This window comes from Polaromonas sp. (genome assembly GCF_029945925.1).
Lineage (GTDB): Bacteria > Pseudomonadota > Gammaproteobacteria > Burkholderiales > Burkholderiaceae_C > Polaromonas.
In genome coordinates this window covers 150,027-171,089 of record NZ_JAQSDN010000044.1, presented here as the reverse complement: position 1 = coordinate 171,089, position 21,063 = coordinate 150,027, and the positions used below count along the sequence as shown (strand labels likewise).

Annotated in this window: 19 protein-coding genes and 1 tRNA gene; 13 read left to right on the top strand and 7 right to left on the bottom strand. The window is 63.8% G+C overall.

Annotated elements, in window-relative coordinates; translation table 11 throughout:
• Positions 1-10 precede the first annotated feature (10 nt).
• Positions 11-76 (top strand): hypothetical protein, encoded by a 66-nt coding sequence (locus PSV40_RS22875; RefSeq protein WP_366915034.1) that lies wholly within the window; start codon positions 11-13, stop codon positions 74-76.
• A 14-nt stretch (positions 77-90) separates the two neighbouring features.
• On the opposite strand, the gene PSV40_RS15945 is transcribed toward PSV40_RS22875, so the two are convergent.
• Positions 91-1,260, bottom strand: coding sequence for an IS4 family transposase (locus tag PSV40_RS15945; RefSeq protein WP_300539634.1), 1,170 nt, complete (start codon positions 1,258-1,260; stop codon positions 91-93).
• A 183-nt stretch (positions 1,261-1,443) separates the two neighbouring features.
• Between PSV40_RS15945 and PSV40_RS15940 the strand changes: the two genes are divergently transcribed.
• From PSV40_RS15940 to PSV40_RS15930, 3 genes are read left to right on the top strand one after another with little or no spacing between them, the layout of a single operon-like run.
• Positions 1,444-2,430: a D-glycerate dehydrogenase gene (locus tag PSV40_RS15940; protein ID WP_300539633.1), complete on the top strand. Its 987-nt coding sequence runs from the start codon at positions 1,444-1,446 to the stop codon at positions 2,428-2,430.
• 9 nt (positions 2,431-2,439) lie between these two features.
• Positions 2,440-3,786: a DNA recombination protein RmuC gene (gene rmuC, locus PSV40_RS15935; RefSeq protein WP_300539631.1), complete on the top strand. Its 1,347-nt coding sequence runs from the start codon at positions 2,440-2,442 to the stop codon at positions 3,784-3,786.
• 25 nt (positions 3,787-3,811) lie between these two features.
• Positions 3,812-4,993, top strand: coding sequence for an MFS transporter (locus PSV40_RS15930; RefSeq protein WP_300539629.1), 1,182 nt, complete (start codon positions 3,812-3,814; stop codon positions 4,991-4,993).
• Here PSV40_RS15930 and PSV40_RS15925 read toward each other — a convergent pair.
• Positions 4,971-5,834, bottom strand: coding sequence for a TIGR00730 family Rossman fold protein (locus PSV40_RS15925; RefSeq protein WP_300539627.1), 864 nt, complete (start codon positions 5,832-5,834; stop codon positions 4,971-4,973). The genes PSV40_RS15930 and PSV40_RS15925 overlap by 23 nt on opposite strands.
• Before the next feature lie 77 nt (positions 5,835-5,911).
• Positions 5,912-6,466: an elongation factor P gene (efp, locus tag PSV40_RS15920; RefSeq protein ID WP_096667885.1), complete on the bottom strand. Its 555-nt coding sequence runs from the start codon at positions 6,464-6,466 to the stop codon at positions 5,912-5,914.
• A gap of 267 nt (positions 6,467-6,733) precedes the next feature.
• Here efp and PSV40_RS15915 point away from each other — a divergent pair, with 267 nt between their 5' ends.
• Positions 6,734-8,455 (top strand): phosphoethanolamine--lipid A transferase, encoded by a 1,722-nt coding sequence (locus tag PSV40_RS15915; RefSeq protein WP_300539625.1) that lies wholly within the window; start codon positions 6,734-6,736, stop codon positions 8,453-8,455.
• Here PSV40_RS15915 and PSV40_RS15910 read toward each other — a convergent pair.
• The 3 genes from PSV40_RS15910 to earP all read right to left on the bottom strand — a co-directional run bounded on the left by PSV40_RS15910 (position 8,430) and on the right by earP (position 11,708).
• Entirely contained in the window at positions 8,430-9,818 is a 1,389-nt protein-coding gene (locus PSV40_RS15910) for a HAMP domain-containing sensor histidine kinase (protein ID WP_300539623.1), read from the bottom strand. The genes PSV40_RS15915 and PSV40_RS15910 overlap by 26 nt on opposite strands.
• Positions 9,819-9,927: 109 nt before the next feature.
• Positions 9,928-10,587, bottom strand: a complete 660-nt coding sequence (locus tag PSV40_RS15905) for a response regulator (RefSeq protein ID WP_300539621.1) — start codon at positions 10,585-10,587, stop codon at positions 9,928-9,930.
• Positions 10,584-11,708, bottom strand: coding sequence for an elongation factor P maturation arginine rhamnosyltransferase EarP (gene earP, locus PSV40_RS15900; protein ID WP_300539619.1), 1,125 nt, complete (start codon positions 11,706-11,708; stop codon positions 10,584-10,586). The genes PSV40_RS15905 and earP overlap by 4 nt, the downstream gene beginning before the upstream one ends.
• A gap of 96 nt (positions 11,709-11,804) precedes the next feature.
• Between earP and uvrC the strand changes: the two genes are divergently transcribed.
• The 3 genes from uvrC (at position 11,805) to PSV40_RS15885 (ending at position 15,328) form a co-directional block, all read left to right on the top strand.
• Positions 11,805-13,751 (top strand): excinuclease ABC subunit UvrC, encoded by a 1,947-nt coding sequence (uvrC, locus tag PSV40_RS15895; protein WP_300539618.1) that lies wholly within the window; start codon positions 11,805-11,807, stop codon positions 13,749-13,751.
• A gap of 105 nt (positions 13,752-13,856) precedes the next feature.
• Positions 13,857-14,423, top strand: a complete 567-nt coding sequence (pgsA, locus tag PSV40_RS15890) for a CDP-diacylglycerol--glycerol-3-phosphate 3-phosphatidyltransferase (protein WP_300539616.1) — start codon at positions 13,857-13,859, stop codon at positions 14,421-14,423.
• Positions 14,420-15,328, top strand: coding sequence for a DMT family transporter (locus tag PSV40_RS15885; protein WP_300539613.1), 909 nt, complete (start codon positions 14,420-14,422; stop codon positions 15,326-15,328). The genes pgsA and PSV40_RS15885 overlap by 4 nt, the downstream gene beginning before the upstream one ends.
• Before the next feature lie 12 nt (positions 15,329-15,340).
• Here the strand turns inward: PSV40_RS15885 and PSV40_RS15880 are convergent, their stop codons facing one another.
• The gene (locus PSV40_RS15880) at positions 15,341-16,294 is read right to left on the bottom strand and encodes a LysR family transcriptional regulator (RefSeq protein ID WP_300539611.1); all 954 of its coding nucleotides are present in this window, start codon (positions 16,292-16,294) and stop codon (positions 15,341-15,343) included.
• Between the two features lie 74 nt (positions 16,295-16,368).
• Here PSV40_RS15880 and PSV40_RS15875 point away from each other — a divergent pair, with 74 nt between their 5' ends.
• The 5 genes from PSV40_RS15875 (at position 16,369) to PSV40_RS15855 (ending at position 21,015) form a co-directional block, all read left to right on the top strand.
• Entirely contained in the window at positions 16,369-17,247 is an 879-nt protein-coding gene (locus PSV40_RS15875; protein WP_300539609.1) for an alpha/beta fold hydrolase, read from the top strand.
• An 18-nt stretch (positions 17,248-17,265) separates the two neighbouring features.
• On the top strand, positions 17,266-18,366 hold the full coding sequence (locus PSV40_RS15870; RefSeq protein ID WP_300539607.1) for a tartrate dehydrogenase: 1,101 nt from the start codon (positions 17,266-17,268) through the stop codon (positions 18,364-18,366).
• A 267-nt stretch (positions 18,367-18,633) separates the two neighbouring features.
• Positions 18,634-18,906: an HU family DNA-binding protein gene (locus tag PSV40_RS15865; protein WP_026779519.1), complete on the top strand. Its 273-nt coding sequence runs from the start codon at positions 18,634-18,636 to the stop codon at positions 18,904-18,906.
• A gap of 25 nt (positions 18,907-18,931) precedes the next feature.
• Positions 18,932-19,007 (top strand) — tRNA-Val (locus PSV40_RS15860).
• 97 nt (positions 19,008-19,104) lie between these two features.
• On the top strand, positions 19,105-21,015 hold the full coding sequence (locus tag PSV40_RS15855) for a SurA N-terminal domain-containing protein (protein ID WP_300539605.1): 1,911 nt from the start codon (positions 19,105-19,107) through the stop codon (positions 21,013-21,015).
• Positions 21,016-21,063: the final 48 nt, after the last annotated feature.

Sequence of the window (21,063 nt, the reverse complement as noted above, 5' to 3'; positions counted from 1 at the left end):
CTTCGGCTACATGGCCTGGTCGGGCGTGGTGCTGATCCCGCTGTTCATCGTCATGACTTTCATCTGGTTCCAGTAGTGTCCCAACGTTCTTCAGAGGAGAACGAGCTGATTGGGCTCGAAATCCGACTCTGAATTTGTCGAGGGTGGCGTAAGTAGTTGATTTATAGGGATTGTTTCAAACATGGACAGACTCAGGATTTGTAGGATTTCATACAGGCTGTGATGATCCAGATGCAAACGCTTATTCGCAATGGCGATCAAGAGGTAGGTCGATATGGCAATCCAGATCTGCGTCTTCACCGCGTTCTCGCTGGTGCCAAAGAACACCTTGATGCGCAAGTGCTGCTTGATCCATTTGAAGAACAACTCCACCTGCCAGCGCTGGCGATACAAGTCGGCGATCAATTGCGGCTTCAAGGCAAAGTTGTTGGTCAGAAAAACCAGGCGCTTGCCCGTTTCGTCCTTGACCACCACCCGACGCAGCGTCGTGGGATAGTCCTTGCTCGAAGAATACGTCGTCAGCACGCCGGTCTGATCGCAGATCACCGTCGTATTGATCCGGTCCACCGGGTGCGAGTAGCGTCGCTTGAATTTGGTGTTGCTCTTGGCGCGGGTCACAAAGAAGGCCTGCGCCTCGTGAATCACGAACAGGCGGGCGAAATCCAGATAGCCCCGATCCATCAAATAGAACGCCCCTGGCTCCAGCACCAAATCGTCCATCACATTGACCTCGTGCGTCTTGCCGTCGGTGATGTGAATGAAACTGGGGATATTGCCTCTCAAGTCCAGCAGCGTATGCAGCTTGATCGCAGCCTTGGTCGAACGAAATGGCGCCCAGGCAAATACCGACAGGCACAGGTCGATGGTGCTGGCGTCGAAGGCGTAGACCGCCGCGTCGAGCTCCAGTCCAAACGGCTCCATGGCGTACAGAGGTCGCGCCAGGCCAATCAGGTGTTGGGCGAAGTCCGCATAGATTTGCCACGGGCGTGTGGCATTCGCATTGGCCAAGGTGTTGCGCGAAATCGTCTGGCAGCGAAACCCCATGTGGTACAGCCGACGGGCCTGTGCACGCAGGTTGACTTCGATGTCGCGCAAGGACTCGCGGTAGGTCAGCTGGGCGAAGGCCATGGCGAAGAACTGATCCAGACAAGAGAAGTCCTTGACCTTGTGTTCGCCCCGATGATCGGCCACACAGCGCCGAAACGTGCTCAGTGGCAGGTAGAGCATGAGTTGCGCAAATACGAGCTTGCCTTGGTGCATGGCGGTTTGGGGCGAAAACCCGCAAAAAACCGACAGTCTGGCTTTCAACGTTCAAATCGAGACCAGACTGAAACACCAAATTCAACAAGTAAATCATTAACTTACGACGTCCTGATATGCAAACGTTGGGACACTACTGATCTGGTTCCGGTAAATTTCCTTTCAACACATTGAAGAAACCCCATGAGCAAACCCAACATTCTCGTCGCCCGCGCCATCTTTCCTGAAGTCATCACACATTTGCAGCAGCACTTCGAGGTGCATGCCAACCAGGCAGACGAAACCTGGTCGAAAGACCAACTGATCGACAAGCTGCGCGGCATGGACGGGGCCTTCACCACCGGTGGCGACCGCATCGACGCCGACGTGCTGGCCGCCTGCCCGACACTGAAGATCTGCGCCAACATGCCCGTGGGTTACAACAACTTCGACATCGATGCCATGACGGCGGCTGGTGTGCTGGCCACCAACGCACCCGATGTGTTGACCGAAACCACCGCCGACTTCGGTTTTGCGCTGCTGATGGCCACGGCCCGACGCATCACCGAAAGCGAACATTACCTGCGTGCCGGGAAGTGGAGCAAGTGGAGCTACGACATGTTTGCCGGCTCCGACATCCACGGCAGCACGCTGGGCGTGCTGGGCATGGGTCGCATCGGGCAGGGCATTGCCAGGCGCGGCGCTCACGGCTTTGGCATGAAGGTGATTTACCACAACCGCTCCCGGCTGGACGCTGCGCTGGAAGCCGAGTGCAAGGCGGGTTACGTCAGCAAGGAAGAGCTGCTCCGGACGGCCGACCATGTGGTGCTGGTGTTGCCGTATTCACCGGCCTCGCACCACACCATAGGCGCTGCCGAGCTGGCGCTGATGAAACCGACGGCGACGCTGGTCAACATTGCGCGCGGCGGCATTGTGGACGATGCCGCGCTGGCTGCAGCGCTGCGCGACAGGCGCATTGCCGCAGCGGGCCTTGATGTGTTTGAGGGCGAACCCGCGGTGCATCCCGACCTGTTGACGGTGCCCAACGTTGTGCTGACGCCCCACATTGCCAGTGCCACGGTGCCCACCCGCATGGCCATGGCCATGCTGGCGGCTGACAACCTGATCGGATTCTTCAAGGATAAAAAGCCGTTGACGCCCTTGAATCCTGCGGTCCTCGCTACGAAATAAATGGCACTGATGAACCCCTTGCAAGCCTGGCTGGTCCTCGCGGCGCTGCTGCTGGTCCTGCTCCTTCTGCTCTGGCTGTTGCTGCGCAAGCCGGCCGAGAGTGGCCGCGAAGAGCTGCTCGCCGGCCTGGCCGCCGGGAACGACAAGCTCGAGCGTGAACTGCGGCGGGAAATCGGCGACAGCTCGCGCGCAAGCCGCCAGGAGCTGGCGACGAGTTTTGCCACCTTCCAGCAAACCCTGGTGCAGCAAAGCGCCGAGGCCATCCGCACGCAGAATGCGCAGATCGACTCGTTTTCCCAGCAACTGACGCTGCTGCAGAAAACCCTGTCCGACACCCTGACCACGCAGCTCCAGTCCGTCAGCGAATCGAACGCGCGGCGCATGGGGGAAGTCCGGGAAACGCTGGAGAAACAGCTCGCGCAGCTGCAGCAGACCAACTCGGCCAAGCTCGACGAAATGCGCCAGACGGTGGACGAAAAACTCCAGACCACCCTCGAAACACGCTTGGGAGAAAGTTTCAAACAGGTGGCCGACCGGCTCGAGCAGGTGCACAAGGGCCTGGGCGAAATGCAGACGCTGGCCCAGGGCGTGGGCGACCTCAAGCATCTGCTGACCAACGTCAAGGCGCGCGGCATCTTTGGCGAGGCACAGCTGTCGGCCCTGCTTGAGCAGGTGTTCACGGTCGATCAGTACGCGGCGCAGGTCATCACCCGCCGCGGCGGCAAAAATCCGGTGGACTTTGCGATCCGGCTGCCTGGCCGCTCGGACAATGGCGATCCTGTCTGGCTGCCGATCGACGCGAAGTTTCCCAACGAAGACTACGAGCGCCTGCTCGATGCCCAGCAGCGCGCCGACGTGCTTGGCGCCGAAGTGGCGGGCAAGGCGCTGGAAGTGCGCATCCGCATGGAGGCCAGGTCGATCTCGGAAAAATACATCGAGCCGCCTTACACGACGGACTTTGCCATCCTGTTTTTGCCGACCGAGGGCCTGTATGCGGAAGTCCTGCGCCGGCCCGGCCTGATGGAGGTGCTGCAGCGCGAGCACCGCGTCACGCTGGCCGGCCCGACCACCTTGCTGGCGATGCTGAACTCGCTGCAGATGGGTTTTCGGACCTTGGCGCTGGAAAAACGATCGAGCGAAGTCTGGCAGGTGCTGGGCGCCGTCAAGACCGAATTCGGCAAGTTCGGCGACGTGCTGGCCAAGGTCAAGTCGCAGACGGAAACCGTGCTCAATACGCTGAGCAGTGCCGAGCAGCGCAGCCGGGTCATGGGCAAGGCCCTGCGCAACGTCGAGGCCTTGCCGGAGCTTGACTCGGCGCGGCTGATTCCGATGGACAGGGACCCGGACGAGGGGTGACCAGCACCTTGATGGCCTGAGCCACATGACGCCAGAACTTGCCCGCCTGATCCTGGCCCAGATCTGCCTGCACGCCTGCATGGCCGGCACCCGCATGGCCGCGCCCTTGCTGGCGCTGCGCGAGGGTTACAGCCCGGCCGCGGTCGGCGTGTTGCTGGCGCTGTTTGCCCTGACCCAGGTGTTTCTGGCACTGCCCGCAGGACGCTTTGCCGACCGGCACGGCCTGCGCCGGCCCATGGGTTACAGCGTCGTGGCGGCCGTGCTGGGGGCGGGGGTGGCGGTGGCTTTTCCGGTGTTTCCGGTGCTCTGCCTGGCGGCGCTGCTCACCGGCGGGGCGACGGGGGCCGCCGTGATTTCACTGCAGCGCCATGTCGGGCGGGCCGCGGTGGGGGGCTTGCAGTTGCGGCAGGTGTTCAGCTGGCTGTCGATCGGCCCGGCGATTTCCAATTTTGTCGGACCGTTCTCGGCCGGTCTGCTGATCGACCATGCAGGCGCCGTGCCCAACAGCCTGTCAGGCTACCGTGCCGCTTTTTTCCTGATGGCGGTGCTGCCGCTGGCCAGCTGGTTTCTGGTGCGAAAAACGCGCGAGCTGCCGCCCGTGATTGCCGCGCACGGCGCCAGGCGGGCCAGCGCCTGGGACCTGCTGCGCGACACCACCTTCCGCCGCCTGATGCTGGTCAACTGGTTTCTGTCCTCCTGCTGGGACGTGCACACCTTTGTCGTGCCGGTGCTGGGCTTTGAAAGAGGCATCAGCGCCTCGGTGATCGGTTCCATCCTGGGTGCCTTTGCCGTGGCCGCAGCCGCCATCCGCATGCTGATGCCGCTGGTGGCGGCGCACCTGCGCGAGTGGCGGGTGCTGGTGGTCGCCATGCTGGTGACCGCGGTGCTGTTCGGCGTCTACCCCTTCATGCAGACGGCGCTGGGCATGGGCCTGTGTTCAGTGCTGCTGGGCTTGGCGCTCGGCACGGTGCAGCCAATGATCATGAGCATGCTGCACCAGATCACGCCCGAGGCCAGGCACGGCGAGGCGCTGGGCCTGCGCCTGATGGCGATCAACGCCTCGAGTGTGCTCATGCCCATGCTGTTCGGCACCCTGGGCGCCGTCATCGGCATAACCGGGGTGTTCTGGGCCACCGGCGCGGTGGTGGGCGCGGGCAGCCGCGCCGCCTGGCTGCTGCGGCCGGCTACAGTTGATAAAAGGTCCTGATCGCGTCCCAGGCCACCTGGGGGTCGTCGACGTACTGGAAGAGCTTGAGGTCGTCGGGTGAAATCGCGCCTTCATCGATCATCACGTCGAAGTTGATCAGGCGTTGCCAGTACTCCGAGCCGAACAGGATGATGGGCACCGGTTTGGCCTTGCGTGTCTGCACCAGCGTGATGACCTCGAACAGTTCGTCGAGCGTGCCAAAGCCGCCCGGAAACGCCACCAGCGCCTTGGCCCGCATCATGAAGTGCATCTTGCGCAATGCAAAGTAGTGGAACTTGAAGCTCAGCGACGGTGTGACGTAAGGGTTGGAGTTCTGCTCGTGCGGCAGCGCGATGTTCAGGCCCACCGTCGGCACACCCATCTCCTGCGCACCGCGGTTGGCGGCTTCCATGATGCCGGGACCGCCCCCGGTGCAAATGAACAGCTGCTCTTCGGGGGGGCGGGTTTTGCTGTGGGCGCCGACCAGGCGCGAGAACAGTCGGGCCTGGTCGTAGTAGGCGGCGTTGCGCACCTGCCGCTCGGCCAGTGCCAGGGCCTGCGCATCACCGGACTCGTGGGCGAGTTTCAGTGCCTGCGCGGCCTGTTCCGGCGCCGGGAAACGCGCACTGCCAAACACCACGATGGTGCTTTCAATGCCCTGGGCCTGCTGCTCCATGTCGGGCTTGAGCATCTCCAGCTGGAAACGGATGCCGCGGGTCTCGCGCCGCAACAGGAACTCGGGGTCGGCGAAGGCCAGCCGGTAGGCGTTGGCCTCCAGCGGGATGCCCTTGTCGGAGTGGGCCTGCAGTTCCGCCCACGCGTCTGCGAGTCGGCTGCCGGATAAGTCGTCTGTTTGTTCCATACGTCGCTCTGAAAGGTTTCGGGATGCAAAAAGGCTCCGTCAGGAGCCTTTTTTCCAGGATGCCGGGAAGGGGCGGGTCAGACGCGTTTGCGGTATTCGCCGGTGCGCGTGTCGATTTCAACCACGTCGCCTTGCGCCACAAAAATCGGCACGCCGATTTCAAAGCCGGTGGCCAGCTTGGCCGGCTTGAGCACCTTGCCGGACGTGTCGCCCTTGACGGCAGGCTCGGTCCAGGTGATTTCGCGGTTGACGCTGGTGGGGAGTTCGACCGAGATGGCCTTGCCGTCGTAAAACACGACTTCGAGCTCCATGCCGTCCTGCAGGTAGTTCAGCGAGTCGCCCATGTTTTCGGCTTCGACTTCGTACTGGTTGTAGTCGGCGTCCATGCAGATGTACATCGGGTCGGCGAAGTAGGAGTAGGTGCAATCCTTCTTGTCCAGGATGACCTGGTCGATCTTGTCGTCGGCCTTGAACACCTGCTCGGTGTTGAAGTTGGCGATCAGGCTTTTGAGTTTCATGCGCACGGTGGCCGAGTTGCGGCCGCCGCGGCTGTATTCGGTCTTGAGGACGACCATCGGGTCCTTGCCGTGCATGATGACGTTGCCAGCGCGTATTTCTTGAGCGATTTTCATAACAGTTTCTAGTAAAGTGTTGGCCGCCAAATGCGTCTGGGGTGATGCGGGTCTGCGGCGGGAGTGCGGCATCGGCCCGATGCCGGGCCATGCAAAGCCCTGTATTTTAACGTTTTTTCCAGCGGCCACCCAAAAGCTCCGCGGCCGTTCCGGGCCTTCCCTGCCGTGCCGCGGCTGTTTTAAGGACGGGTTAAGTGTCGTGGCCGCAAGCTTCAGGCTTCCCTGACTCCAGGGTGCCCGCCGGCCGGTCACCCGCCCACCCCGATGATGACTGTTTCCTCCGCCGGCGCCTGGGTGCCGGCCTCCGCCTTGCCCCGCAAACCATGGCTTCAGCGACCATCCCTGCAGGTCGAAACGCTGGTGCTGCTGTGCGTCGGCTTTCTGCTGCTCAGCGGCAACGGGCCGTTCTGGCGCGCCGCGCTGGCCGGCCGCGGCTGGGAACTTGCCGCAACCTGGGGTTTTGCGGCTGCCCTGTTTACCGCCTTTTCGGCGTTCTACTTCGCCTTCCTGGCGCTGCTGGCAACACGCCTGACCGTCAGGCCGCTGCTGAGCGTGCTGGTGCTGTGCACAGCCTTCGCCTCGTGGTACATGGACCGGTACGCCATTTACCTGGACCGCGCGATGCTGCGCAATGTGCTGGCCACCAATGTCAACGAAGCCCGGGAACTGCTGGTGTGGGGCATGTTTCCGCGCGTTGTGCTGCTGGGCGCGTTGCCGGCGGCGCTGGTCTGGTGGCCACAATTGAAGCGCCGCAGCCTGGGCCGCGCGCTGGCCGTCCGTCTGGGCTGGATCGCGGCCGCGCTGGCGGTGGGCGCGGCCAGCCTGCTGCTGGTGTTTGCCGACTTTGCCTCGCTGATGCGCAACCACAAAGAGGTGCGTTATCTGCTGACCCCGGGCAATGTGGTGGCCGCTCTGGCCGGCAATGCGCTGGGCGGCGTGCAGCGCCCGTCGCAGCCCAAACTGCCGGTCGGCGAGGATGCACAGTTGGGCGCCAGCTGGAGCGGTCGGACCCGACCGGTGATGTTTGTGCTGATCGTTGGCGAAACCGCGCGCGCGCAGAATTTCTCGCTCAACGGCTATGCGCGCCAGACCAATCCGCTGCTATCCCGGCAGGACGTGATCAATTTTTCGCACGCCACTGCCTGCGGCACCTCGACCGAGGTTTCCTTGCCCTGCATGTTTTCGCCTTACGGCCGCATTCACTATGACGAGGAGAAGATACGGTCCCATGAATCGGTGCTGCATGTGCTGGCCCGCGCCGGCTTCAAGGTGCTCTGGCGCGACAACCAGTCGGGCTGCAAGGGCGTCTGCGAGGGCCTGCCCGCCGAGCAACTGGACCATGCGAAGGTGGAGGCCCTCTGCGCCGAGGGGCAATGCCTGGACGAGGTGTTGCTGCAGGGCATAGAAGGCATTGCGCGCGACACCCAGGGCAACCTGCTGGTCGTCATGCACCAGCTCGGCAGCCACGGGCCGGCCTATTTCAAGCGGTATCCCGCAGTGTTCAGGCAGTATGCCCCGGCTTGCCAGAACGAGGACCTGAGCGCCTGCACGGCTGCGGAAATCGTCAATGCCTATGACAACTCGCTGCTCTACACCGACTTCTTTGTGTCAAAGGTGATCGATTTCCTCGCGGGTGCGCAGCAGCAGTACGACACGGCCATGATGTATGTGTCGGATCACGGCGAGTCCCTGGGGGACGGTGGCCTTTACCTGCATGGCATGCCTTACCCGATCGCGCCTGAGGTCCAGAAACGCGTGCCGCTGGTGATGTGGCTGTCACCCGGATTTCGCCGCAGCTTCAACATCGATCAGGAGTGCCTGCGCACACACGCCGGTGCCGAGGTCGGTCACGACAACCTGTTTCACTCCCTGCTGGGTGTACTCGATGTCCAGACCGGGGCCTATAACAAGTCGCTGGACCTGTTTGCGCCCTGTCGCCCGGCGCCGGCCCCGGTGGTGGCCCTCAACGGGCCGGAAAAAGCACACTGACACGCAGGCCGGTGCCGCCGGGGGCGTTGTCCAGCACGATGTCGGCACCGTGGCGTTCGGCGACCGCCCGGGCAATGGCCAGCCCCAGGCCGCTGCCATGCGGCGCCTGGCCGTCGGCACTGACGTTGTTGCCGCGGTAGAAGCGGTCAAACACCCGCTCCCGCTCCGCGGCGCTGATGCCGGGGCCGCTGTCGGTCACGCTCAGGCCGGGCCGACCGTTTTCGACCTGCGCGGCCACGTCGATGCGTCCGCCTGCGGGCGTGTGGCGCAGGGCGTTATCGACCAGGTTGTTCAGCAGGATGGCCAGTTGCTGCACATCGGCGTGGACGGTGGGCGCGCCCTCGGTCACGGCGCCCAGGTCGATTTTCCGGTCGTCGGCGCGCGCGCTGAAACGGCGCACAGTGGCCCGGGCCAGTTCTGCCAGATCCACCGCTTCCCGGCGCAGGGCCGGCGTCTCGGGCGCCAGCCGCGACAACTGCAACAACTGCTCGACCAGATGCTGGGCCCGGTCGATGCCGGCGCCCAGTTGCACCAGCGCCGCCTCGCGCTGGGCCTCGTCGCTCGCGCGTTCCAGCAGCTGCAACTGCAGCCGCAGCGCCGTGATCGGCGTGCGTAACTCGTGGGCCGCGTCGGCCAGGAACAGCCTTTGCAGCGACAGCGCGCCGCCCAGCCGGGCCATCAGGTCGTTGATCGCCCCTATCAGCAGGTGCAATTCCGGCGGGTGGGCCGACAGCGCGATGGGGTGCAGGGCTTCGACGCTGCGTGTCGTGACCTCGCTGGCCGCCAGCGCCAGCGGCGACAGGCCGCGCCGCAGCGCCAGCGTCAGCAGGATCGCCAGCAGGGCCAGCATCAGCAGCGCCGGCAGGATCAGCTTGGTGGTGGTTTCCCGTGCCAGCGCCTCGCGGTCGCTGTCGCGCTGGGCGGCCTGGACAATGCCGTCGTCGAGCACGATGGTGTAAAGATGCCATTTTTCCCGGCCGATGCTGACCACGCTCAACCCGCTGCGCGAGAGGAAGGGCAATGCTGCAGAGGGGTCGGACGCGTGCAGCAGCGTGCCGCTGCGTGTCCAGGCCGCGGTGGCGAACTCGAATTTGCCGTACTCCTCGTAGACCCGGGGCAACTGCCCGGCCAGGCTCGGGCTGCGCGCCATGCCGTAGGTGCCATGGTGGTTGGCCACCGCCAGCGCGACCTGCTTGAGGTTGTCCTCAAAGACTTCTCCCATCTCGTGCGTCAACGTCCAGTAGGCACTGCCTACCAGCAAGCTCGCGCCCACCACCAGCGCACCCATGGCCCAGACCAGGACGCGGCGCTGGATGGATTGAACCGGCCGGGTCATCATGGCGTTCTTTGCCGCGTCGCTCATGGTGCCACCTCACCGCGAGCACAGGCATGCATGCTTGAGGGGATCGGTGGCCTGGCACCATTCGCCTTGGCGGCTATCCCCGGCAGGCCGGGGCCCCTCGCCGCGTAGCTCATGGTGCCACCACCTTGTACCCGACACCGCGCACATTGCGGATGGTGTCGGCGCCGAGTTTGCGGCGCAGCTTGTGCAGGTAGACCTCGACCGCATTGCTGCCGATTTCCTCGGCCCAGCCGTAGATGGAGTCTTCCAGCTGGGCCCGCGACAGCACGGCGCCGGGGCGCTGCATCAGGGTCTCCAGCAGCGCGAATTCGCGGGCGGACAGGTTCACGTTTTCGCCTTTCAGGCTGACTTGTTTGCGGACAGGGTCGAGAGTCAGCTCGCCGCATTGCAGCAGCGGGGAGCCGCCGCCGGCATGGCGGCGCAGCAGCGCGCGTATGCGTGCGATCAGCTCGTCCAGGTCGAAGGGCTTGAGCACATAGTCGTCGGCGCCCGCATTGAGCCCGGCGATGCGATCGGCCACGGCGTCGCGTGCCGTCACGATCAGCACCGGCACGGCGTTGCCGCGCGTGCGCAGGCCCTTGAGCACCGCCATGCCGTCCTGGCCCGGCAGGCCGAGGTCCAGCACGGCCAGGTCGTAAACCCCGTTGGCCAGCGCGCGCTCGGCGGCGTGGCCCTCCATGACCCAGTCCACACTGAACCCGGCGTCGGCCAGACCCTGGCGCATCGCCCGGCCAATCATGGTGTCGTCTTCAACCAGCAGCAGCCTCATGGCGCCAGCGCCTGTTTCTGCATCACAAAGTCCAGCAGCTGGGTCGCCAGGTCGGGTTGCTGCTGCAGGCGCTGCCGGGCCGCCCGGGCGCAGCCGGTCCACAGCGGCAGCTCGGGTGCGGGCAATTCCGTCTGCAGGCCGTTCCACACCTCATGAAATTGCCGCAGTGACGGCGGCGCCTGCAGCATGTCGAGAAAGGCGTGCAGCTTGGCCTGGTGGGCCTGGTCGGCTTGGGGGTAAATCTGCCAGACAAAGGCCTGGCCGGCCCAGAGCGCGCGCACCACCGAATCTTCACCGCGCACAAAGTTCAGGTCGCAGGCCCAGAGCAGGTGGTCGAAGTCGTCCTGGCGCAGCCAGGGTAGGTATGAAATTGATAGCGGCTCGCGCCCGTCCTGATTAGGCTGCGGCCACTTTTTATCATGAACGGCGGTCTGGACGGCGGCTGTGGCGCGACCTGCCGCCACGAGCAGGCGCACCGGTGCGTCGGTCGTGCCCACCTGCACCAGATGGTCTAGCAACTGCGCCAGGGCGGGGGGCTCGTAACAAAACAGCGACACCAGCCTCTCGCCGTTCCACTCAATGCCGCGCCCGGCCAGCCAGGTCTTGCGGTCAAAAGCCGCCTGTCGCGCCGCCAGCGTGGACTCGCGCAGCAGGCCGCCGGTGGCGGCGGTGAAACCGGGGTAGAAAAACCACTTGGTCCAGCCGGCGGCCGGGCCGCGCTGCACTGGCGAGGGTAGGGCATGGCAGCGCTCCACCCAGGGCTCGGCGGACAGGTATTCGAGGTTGATCCATACGGGTTTTTGGCCTGTGGCCCTTTCCCTGTCTGCGCAGGCAGCTATGAATTCAGGAGCAATGTCGCAGCCGAAGGCCTCCACCAGCACCTCGCAGGGCGCCGCTTCAAGGCGCAGGATGTTCATGCCCAGCGGTTCCAGCCAGGGCAGGACGGTGACGCCGTCGCAGCCTTCGGGCGCCATCCAGTGCAGGGCGGACGCGTCATCCACCCACAGCCGCACGCGCTGCCCGCGCGCCGCCAGTTGAGCGCAGAGCCGCCAGCAGACGCCGATGTCGCCGTGGTTGTCGATGACCTTGCAAAAAATGTCCCATTGCGGGCGGTGATCCATATCGGGATTGTCCACAATACGGGGGCTGCCAGCCAGAAATGCCGATACTTCTTCCGCATGACGGCCCACGCTGGCCAAACACGCGCACCCACCACCATGACCCCATCGCACGAATTTGATCCCCAACTGCTCAGCGAAGTGGCGGCGTTGCCGGCCATGCCCGGCGTCTACCGCTACTTCGATGCAGAGGGTGCGGTGCTGTATGTAGGCAAGGCGCGCGACCTGAAGAAGCGGGTCTCCACCTACTTCCAGAAAAACCACGGTGGCACGCGCATCGGTCACATGGTGACCAAGATCGTGCGCATGGAAACCACCGTGGTGCGCTCCGAAGCCGAGGCCCTGCTGCTTGAAAACAACCTGATCAAGACGCTGAACCCGAAGTACAACATCCTGTTCCGGGACGACAAGAGCTACCCCTACCTCAAGCTGGCGTCCCATGACTTTCCGCGCGTGGCCTACTACCGCGGCGCGGTCGAGAAAAAACACCGTTACTTCGGGCCTTACCCCAGCGCCTGGGCGGTCAAGGAAACGATTTTGCTGCTGCAGAAGGTCTTCAAGCTGCGCACCTGCGAGGACACGGTGTTCAACAACCGCACGCGGCCCTGCCTGCTGTACCAGATCAAGCGTTGCTCCGCGCCCTGCGTCGGCCACGTGTCGCCCGAGCAGTACGCACTGGACGTGGCCAACGCCGAGCGTTTTTTGCAGGGGCAGGCCGGGGACATCCTGACCGAGCTGGAAAAGCAGATGCGAGGACGTGCGGAAAAACTGGAGTTCGAGCAGGCGGCCGAACTGCGCAACCAGATCTCGGCGCTGTCCAAGGTGCTGCACCAGCAGTCGATGGAAATTGGCGGTGACAAGGACGTGGACATCCTTGCGGTCAAGGTGCTGGGCGGCAAGGCCTGTGTGAACCTGGCCATGGTGCGCGGCGGCCGGCACCTGGGCGACCGGCCGTATTTCCCCACCCATGTCGAACACGCGGCCGACCTGGCCGGACTCGATGAAGACGATGCGGACGGCGGCGCGGCAGGCGGCGTGGACCGCGCGGCAGGCGGTGAGGGCGCCTTGCCCGGCAAGGTCAAAAAACTGGAAGCCCTGGTGCTGGAAGCCTTCATCGCCCAGCACTATGTGGGCGTGCCGGTGCCGCCGGTGCTGGTTTGCAGCGAGCCGGTGGACAAAGAGCTGATCGCCGCGCTGGTCATGCAGACCGGCAACAAGGTCACGGCCATCCACCAGCCGCGCGAGCAGCGCCGCATCTGGCTCGAGATGGCGCAGACCAATGCCGACCTGCAGCTGGCCCGGCTGCTGGCCGAGCAGGGCTCGCAGCAGGCGCGCACGCGCGCGCTGGCCGAGGCGCTGGACCTGCCGCTCGACAAGCTCGATGTGCTGCGCATCGAGTGTTTCGACATTTCGCACACGGCCGGTGAATCGACCCAGGCCTCGTGCGTGGTGTTCCATGGCCACAAGATGCAAAGTGCCGAATACCGCCGCTACAACATTGAGGGCATCACGCCGGGCGACGACTACGCCGCCATGCGCCAGGTGCTGATGCGCCGCTACAGCAAGCTCGCCGAAGCGGCGCGCAACAACACCGCCCGGCTGCCGGACCTGGTGCTGATCGACGGCGGCAAGGGCCAGGTGTCGATGGCGCGCGAGGTGTTTGAGGAGCTTGGCCTGGACCTCGGCTTGATCGCCGGTGTCGAGAAAGGCGAGGGGCGCAAGGTCGGGCTGGAGGAGCTGGTTTTTGCCGACGGCCGCGACAAGGTCTACCTCGGCCGCGACTCGGCGGCCCTGATGCTGATTGCCCAGATCCGCGACGAGGCGCACCGTTTTGCCATCACCGGCATGCGCGCCAGACGCGCCAAGGTGCGCGTGGGTGCCAGCCGCCTTGAAGACATCGCCGGCATTGGCCCCAAAAAACGTGCCAACCTGCTGCAGCGTTTTGGCGGCATACGCGGCGTGAGTTCGGCCAGTGCCGAGGACATTGCCACGGTGGAGGGCATTTCCCGCGAGCTCGCCGAAGAAATCTACCGCGCGCTGCATTGACCGGAAAGACGTATTTGTGCGACGAAGCCGTATGAAAGCAGGGTATTTGAAGGCCGCTGCCGGCCCCTGTGTCCGTCCTGCCGCCGCGCATGTCAGAATCAGGCCATGTTTCTGACCATACCCACCGTGATGACCTGGACGCGCATTGTGGCGATTCCGCTGATCGTGGGCATTTTCTATCTCGACATGACGCCGGCCAGCCGCAACCTGATTGCCACCGTCATGTTCGTGGTGTTTGCGGCCACCGACTGGCTCGACGGTTTCCTGGCACGCAAGCTGAACCAGACCTCGTCCTTCGGCGCCTTTCTCGATCCGGTGGCCGACAAGTTTCTCGTCTGTGCTTCGCTGCTGGTGCTGGTGCATCTGCAGCGCGCCGACGTGTTTGTGGCGCTCATCATCATCGGGCGCGAGATCGCCATTTCCGCCCTGCGCGAGTGGATGGCACTGATAGGCGCGACCAAAAGCGTGGCGGTGCACATGCTCGGCAAGATCAAGACCACGGTGCAGATGATCGCGATTCCATTCCTGCTGTTTGACGGCATCCTGTTCGGCGTCATCAACACCAACGTCTGGGGCACCTGGCTGATCTGGCTGTCGGCCATCCTGACAGTCTGGTCCATGGCCTACTACCTGAAAAAAGCCATTCCCGAAATCCGCGCGCGCGCCAAATGAGTTCGTCCGGCTCGAACAGCGCCCTGATCCGGGCCATGCCTGCCGTGTTTGTGCTGATCTGGAGCACCGGCTTCATCGTCGCCAAATACGGCCTGCCTTATGCGCCGCCGCTGACCTTTCTGGCCATCCGCTATGTGTTGTCGCTGGCCTGCTTCCTGGTCTGGATCGCCATCGCACGGGTGGCCTGGCCCCGCAGCCGCGTGCAGTGGCTGCATCTCGGTGTCACCGGCATCCTGATTCACGCGGGTTACCTCGGCGGTGTCTGGTCGGCCATCAAGGGCGGCATGGGTTCGGGCCTGTCGGCACTGATCGTCGGCCTGCAGCCGGTGTTGACGGCGGTCTGGGTCTCGCGCATGGGCGACGCCAGCCAGAGCGACAACCGTGTCAGCGCACGCCAGTGGCTGGGCCTGGTGCTCGGGCTGGCCGGCCTGCTGCTGGTGGTCTCGCGCAAGTTCGGCGCGGGCAACGAGGCGACCGCCTACACCCTGGCGTGCGCTGTTTTTGCGCTGCTCAGCATCACCATCGGCACGCTGTACCAGAAGCGTTTTGTCCAGGCGGCAGATGTGCGCAGTGCCAACGCCATCCAGCTCGGCGCGGCGCTGCTGGTGACACTGCCTTTTGCCTGGTTCGAGGCAGAGCCTGTGCTGTTGACGCCGGAGTTCATGGGAGCGCTGGCCTGGTCGGTACTCGCGCTCACGCTGGGCGGCAGCTCGCTGCTCTACATGCTGATTCAGCGCGGCGCGGCCACGGCCGTGACCAGCCTGCTGTACCTGGTGCCGCCCACCACCGCGTTGATGGCCTGGTTGCTGTTTGGCGAGTCCATCACCGTGGTCACGGTGCTGGGGACGGCGCTGACGGCGCTTGGGGTCTGGCTGGTGGTGCGCAACGGAACCCGGGCCGCCTGAGGCTCTGCGGGATCAGGCCGGCAGGCGCCAGGGTTCGTGCCTGAATTTTTCCACCAGGCAGTCAATCAGCAAACGCACCCGCTTCGGTGTCTGCGGGCGGAAGGGCGCCAGCCACTGGATGTCGGCGTCCAGCATCGCATACTGCGGCAACAGCCGCACCAGCTTGCCCGAGTCGAGCTGGGCCTGCACGTCCCACAGGCTGCGGAGCATCACGCCGCGACCCTGCAAACACCAGTCGCGCACCAGCTCGCCCGAGTTGGAGGACAGGGTGCCCTGCACGCGAACCCGCTGATCGGTGGGCGCCTGCGCTGCAGCAACGGATTTTCTGCGCGGGCCGCGCACGGTCTGCAGGCGCCAGATGTCGAACCGGCGATCATTCTCCCGCGCGATCAGGCAGTTGTGCCCGGCCAGTTCCGCCGGTGTGGCGGGTTTGCCGTGCTGGCGGACATAGGTCGGGGCAGCCACGACCACCCGCTGGTTGCTGGCCAGCTTGCGTGCCGTCCACTCGCTCGCGCGTTGCGGCCGGGGTGACCAGAGCCACACGGCGCCGTCAAACCCTTCCGCGGCCAGGTCGGGCAGCTGTTCATAAAGCTGCAGCTGGATCTGGATGGCCGGGTGCCTGGCCTGGAATTCGGCCAGCACCGGCCCCAGCCAGATGCGGCCGAAGCCGAAGGTCGCCGCCAGGCGGATCAGGCCCGCGGCTTCCGACTTGCGTTCCTGCAGGGACTGCTCGAGCGCATCGAACTGGTCCAGCATCAGGCGCGCACGTTCGCAGAGCAACTCGCCTTCGAGGGTGGGGGCCACCCGCCGGGTGGTGCGCTGAAACAGCAGCAGGCCGAGTTCGGCCTCCAGCTGGGCCAGGCGTTTGGTCACGGCAGAAGGCGCCATCTGCAGCGCCTCGGCGGTGGCCACGAGGCTGCCATGCCGTTGAATTGCCACCACCAGGGCCAGGTCGGCACGTTCCATCATTTCCATCTAGAGAATAATCAATTCTCATATTATTTCTTGATTCAAGGGGGTCTGGCAATCACAATCGCTGCATGTTTGAAGCATTCGAGACCTTCGAAGCCAGCCGCGGGGCGGTCGCCCTGCATGGCCGCAAGGGCGGGCAGGGCGCACCGCTGTTGCTGCTGCATGGCCACCCGCAGACCCACGTGATGTGGCACGCGGTGGCCCCCGCGCTCGCCAGGCACTTCACGGTGGTCATGATGGACCTGCGCGGTTATGGCGATTCCGGCCGTCCGGCTGCGGACCCCGGGCACCTGGTTTATTCGAAGCGCGAAATGGCGCGGGACGCGCTGGCGGTGATGCAGCACCACGGCTTCGACACGTTCCAGGTGCTGGCCCACGACCGCGGTGCGCGCGTGGCGCACCGGATGGCCGCCGATCACCCCGCGGCAGTGCAGCGCCTGATGCTGCTCGACATCGCGCCCACGCTGGCCATGTACGAAAACACTTCGGAGGCTTTTGCGCGTGCCTACTGGCACTGGTTTTTCCTGATCCAGCCGCCGCCTCTGCCCGAAGCCCTGATTGAATCCGGCCCTGTACGCTACCTGCGCAGCGTGATGGGCAAGCGCCATGCCGGCCTGGCCGCCTTTGCGCCGGCCGCACTTGCCGAGTACGAGCGCTGTGTGCAGATTCCCGGCACGGCGGAGAGTATTTGCGGGGACTACCGCGCGTCAGCCACGGTGGATCTGGTGCACGACCGTGCCGACGTGGCCGCGGCAAAACGGCTGACGCAGCCCTTGCATGTCCTCTGGGGCGAGCATGGCGCGGTTGGCCAGTGTTTCGACGTGATGCGCCTCTGGCGCGAGCGGGCCGTTGACGTCTCGGGCCTGAGCCTGCCCTGTGGGCATTACATTGCCGAAGAGGCGCCGGCACTGCTGCTGGCGCAAGCCCTGAATTTTTTCAAACCCTGAACCCCAAGGAAGACAAACATGAGCAAGAACACCGGAAAGAAAAGAATTGCCGTCATCGCCGGCGACGGCATTGGCAAGGAAGTGATGCCCGAAGGCATTCGCGTGATGGAGGCCGCTGCGGTCAAATTCGGCATCGACCTGCAATTTGATCATTTTGATTTTTCGAGCTGGGACTACTTCGAGAAACACGGCAAGATGCTGCCTGACGACTGGAAAGACCAGATCGGCGGACATGATGCGATTTATTTCGGCGCGGTGGGCTGGCCCGACAAGATTGCCGACCACGTGTCCCTGTGGGGATCGCTGCTGCTGTTCCGCCGCGAGTTCGACCAGTACATCAACCTGCGGCCCGCGCGCCTGATGCCCGGCATCATCGCTCCCGTGGTGCGGCGCGATGGCTCTGCCCGCGCTCCCGGTGAAATTGATTTTTACATCGTGCGCGAAAACACCGAAGGCGAGTACTCGAGCATTGGCGGCAAGGCCTTCCCCGGAACGGACCGTGAGTTTGTGCTGCAGGAGTCGGTGTTCACGCGCATCGGCGTGGACCGCGTGCTCAAGTTCGCCTTCGAACTGGCGCAATCGCGTCCGAAGAAACACCTCACCAGCGCAACAAAGTCCAACGGCATTTCCATTTCCATGCCTTATTGGGATGAACGTGTCGTCGAAATGGCCAAGGGTTATCCGGGCATCCAGCTCGACAAGTTCCACATCGACATCCTGACGGCGCATTTTGTCCAGCGTCCCGATTTTTTCGATGTGGTGGTTGCCAGCAATCTGTTCGGCGACATCCTGAGCGACCTCGGCCCGGCCTGCACCGGCACCATCGGCATCGCTCCCAGTGCCAACCTCAATCCCGAGCGGAAGTTTCCTTCGCTGTTCGAACCGGTGCACGGATCGGCGCCGGACATTGCGGGCCGCGCCATCGCGAACCCGATCGGGCAGATCTGGTGCGGTGCCATGATGCTGGAGTTCCTGGGGCACAAGGATGCGCATGATGCGGTGCTTGCTGCGATTGAAAAAGTTCTGGCTCCCCACAGTGGTGCGCCGCGCACACCTGACCTGGGAGGCACGGCCAACACGGCCGATGTGGGCAAGGCCATTGCGGCGGCGCTGGCTTGAAGCGCGCTGTGCAGTCTGTGACAGGCTGCCCCTGAAATGCAGGGCGTGCTTACGAATAGGGCGTGAAAGCGTGAAAAATAAGGCTAGAATCCGCCACCGCACGTTGTAAAAATCTGATGTTGTATTGACACGATGGGAGTCCATGGCTCTAATTGGAATCAGCAGACGATCTGCACATGCCGCCTCCCGCTGCCATCTTTGTGACAGGTGTCCAGGGGAGATATCCAAGAGACAACCAGATTAACTTTTAACAACGAGGGGCTCCTTGTGAACAAGACTGAACTGATCGAGCACATTGCCAAGAACGCTGACATTTCCAAAGCTGCCGCAACGCGCGCGCTGGAGTCAACCATTGGCGCTGTCAAATCAACCCTGAAAAAAGGAGGCTCTGTGTCTCTGGTGGGTTTTGGCACTTTTGCAGTGGGCAAACGTGCTGCCCGCACCGGCCGCAACCCGCGTACCGGCGATGCGATTAAAATCAAGGCAGCCAAGGTGCCCAAGTTCCGTCCAGGCAAAGCGCTCAAGGACGCCCTGAACTGATGGGCATGAAGTAAAAGTTGAGGTGGGGTGCTTAGCTCAGTTGGTAGAGCAGCGCCCTTACACGGCGTAGGTCGGCGGTTCGAGCCCGTCAGCACCCACCACCGACTGGACAAAAAGGCGAACAGATGTTCGCCTTTTTCATTGATGGCTTGACGCAAGTTTTAAATGGCCGATTGACAGCCACACAGGAAATTCGAGATGTTTGATTTCATTCGCAAGCACACCAAGGTCACGATGGCATTGCTGTTTTTGCTGATTGTTCCGTCCTTCATATTGGTCGGCATGAACAACAACGGCCCCTCCGGTGACGCTGGCGGCGTTGTTGCCGTCGTTGACGGCAAGGACATCACGCAGCCCGAATGGGATGCGGCGCACCAGAACGAGGTGAGCCGCCTCAGCGCATCGATGCCGACGCTGGATGTCAAGCTGCTGGACTCGCCTGAAGCGCGTTACGGCACGCTGGAACGCCTGGTGCGCGACCGCGTGCTGGCGGCTGCGGCTGCGAAAAGCGGCCTGGTGGTTGCGGACCAGAAATTGCAGAGGCTGTATGCCGAAGACAAGGCCATCGCCGCATTCAGGCTGCCGGACGGCAAGTTTGACCGCGCGGGCTTCATCGCGCAAACGGGCATGGCGCCGGAGCAGTACGAAGCGGGCCTGCGCGCCGACCTGGCCTCCCGGCAGGTCATGCTGGGTGTCTCCGGCACAGGCTTTGCCTCGAAGGCCGTGGCGGACGTTTCACTCAACGCCTTCTTCGAGAAGCGCGAGGCGCAGGTGGCGCGTTTCAATACGGCCGACTATGCCGCCAGGGTCAACCCCAGCGATGCGGAACTGGAACAGTTCTACAAGGACAACCAGGCCTTGTTCCAGGCACCTGAAGAAGCCAGCATTGAATACGTGGTGCTTGATCTGGACGCCGTGAAAAAAGGCATCACGGTCAATGAGGCGGACCTGAAGACCTATTTCGAACAGAACGCGCCACAACTCGCAGGCAATGAAGAGCGCCGCGCCAGCCACATCCTGATCGAAGCGCCAGCCTCCGCACCTGCGGCCGACCGCGAAAAAGCCAAGGCGAAAGCAGAGCAACTGCTTGCAGCCGCCAGGAAAGCGCCGGACACGTTTGCCGAGCTGGCCCGTAAAAATTCACAGGACACCGGCTCCGCCGCAGCAGGCGGCGACCTGGACTTCTTTGCCCGCAACGCCATGGTCAAGCCTTTCGCCGATGCCGCGTTTGCGATGAAGAAGGGCGACATCAGCGAGGTGGTGGAAACCGAGTTCGGCTACCACATCATCAAGCTGACCGACGTCAAGGTCCCCAAACAGAAGACCTACGACGAGATGAAACCCGCGCTGGAAGCGGAACTCAGGCAGCAACTGGCGCAGAAGAAATTTGCCGAAACGGCAGAAACCTTCAGCAACGCGGTGTACGAACAGTCCGACACCCTGCGCCCGATCGCCGAGCGGCTCAAGCTCGAGGTCAGGGCAGCCGCCAAGCTGACACGTACCCCCGTGGCGGGCGCCACCGGCGTGCTGGCCAACCCGAAGTTCCTGACGGCGCTGTTCTCGCCCGATTCGGTGGAAAAAAAGCGCAACACCGAAGCCCTTGAAGCGGGCCCCAGCCTGCTGGTGTCGGGCCGCATCACCCAGTACACCCCGGCCCGGACACTGCCGCTCGCAGAGGTCAAGGACCGCGTTCGTGCACGCCTGCAGCAGCAGCGCGGCGCCGAGATGGCCCGCAAGGAAGGCGCCGAAAAACTCGCAGCCTGGAAAGCCAGCCCTGCCGCCGCCACCTTCCCGACGGCGCTGGTGATCTCGCGCGACCAGACGCAGCAGTTGCCCGCGTCGGTTGTCAGCGCCGCGCTCAGCGCAGACGCGGGTGCCGGGCCTGCTCTGGTGGGCGTGGACCTGGGCGCACAGGGTTACGCCATTGTCCGGGTGCTCAAGGTGCTGCCGCGCCCGGCACAGGCCGCCGATATCGCTCTGCAGGACCAGGCCCAGTACACCCAGTGGTGGACTTCCGCGGAAAGCCTTGCGTACTACAACATCCTGAAAGAGCGTTTCAAGGCCGACATCAAGGTGGCAAAGCCCGCCGAACAGAAAGCCGGCGCATAAAGCAGCGCGCCACGGCGCATAAGGCCCGCAGTTCCCGCTATAATGTGA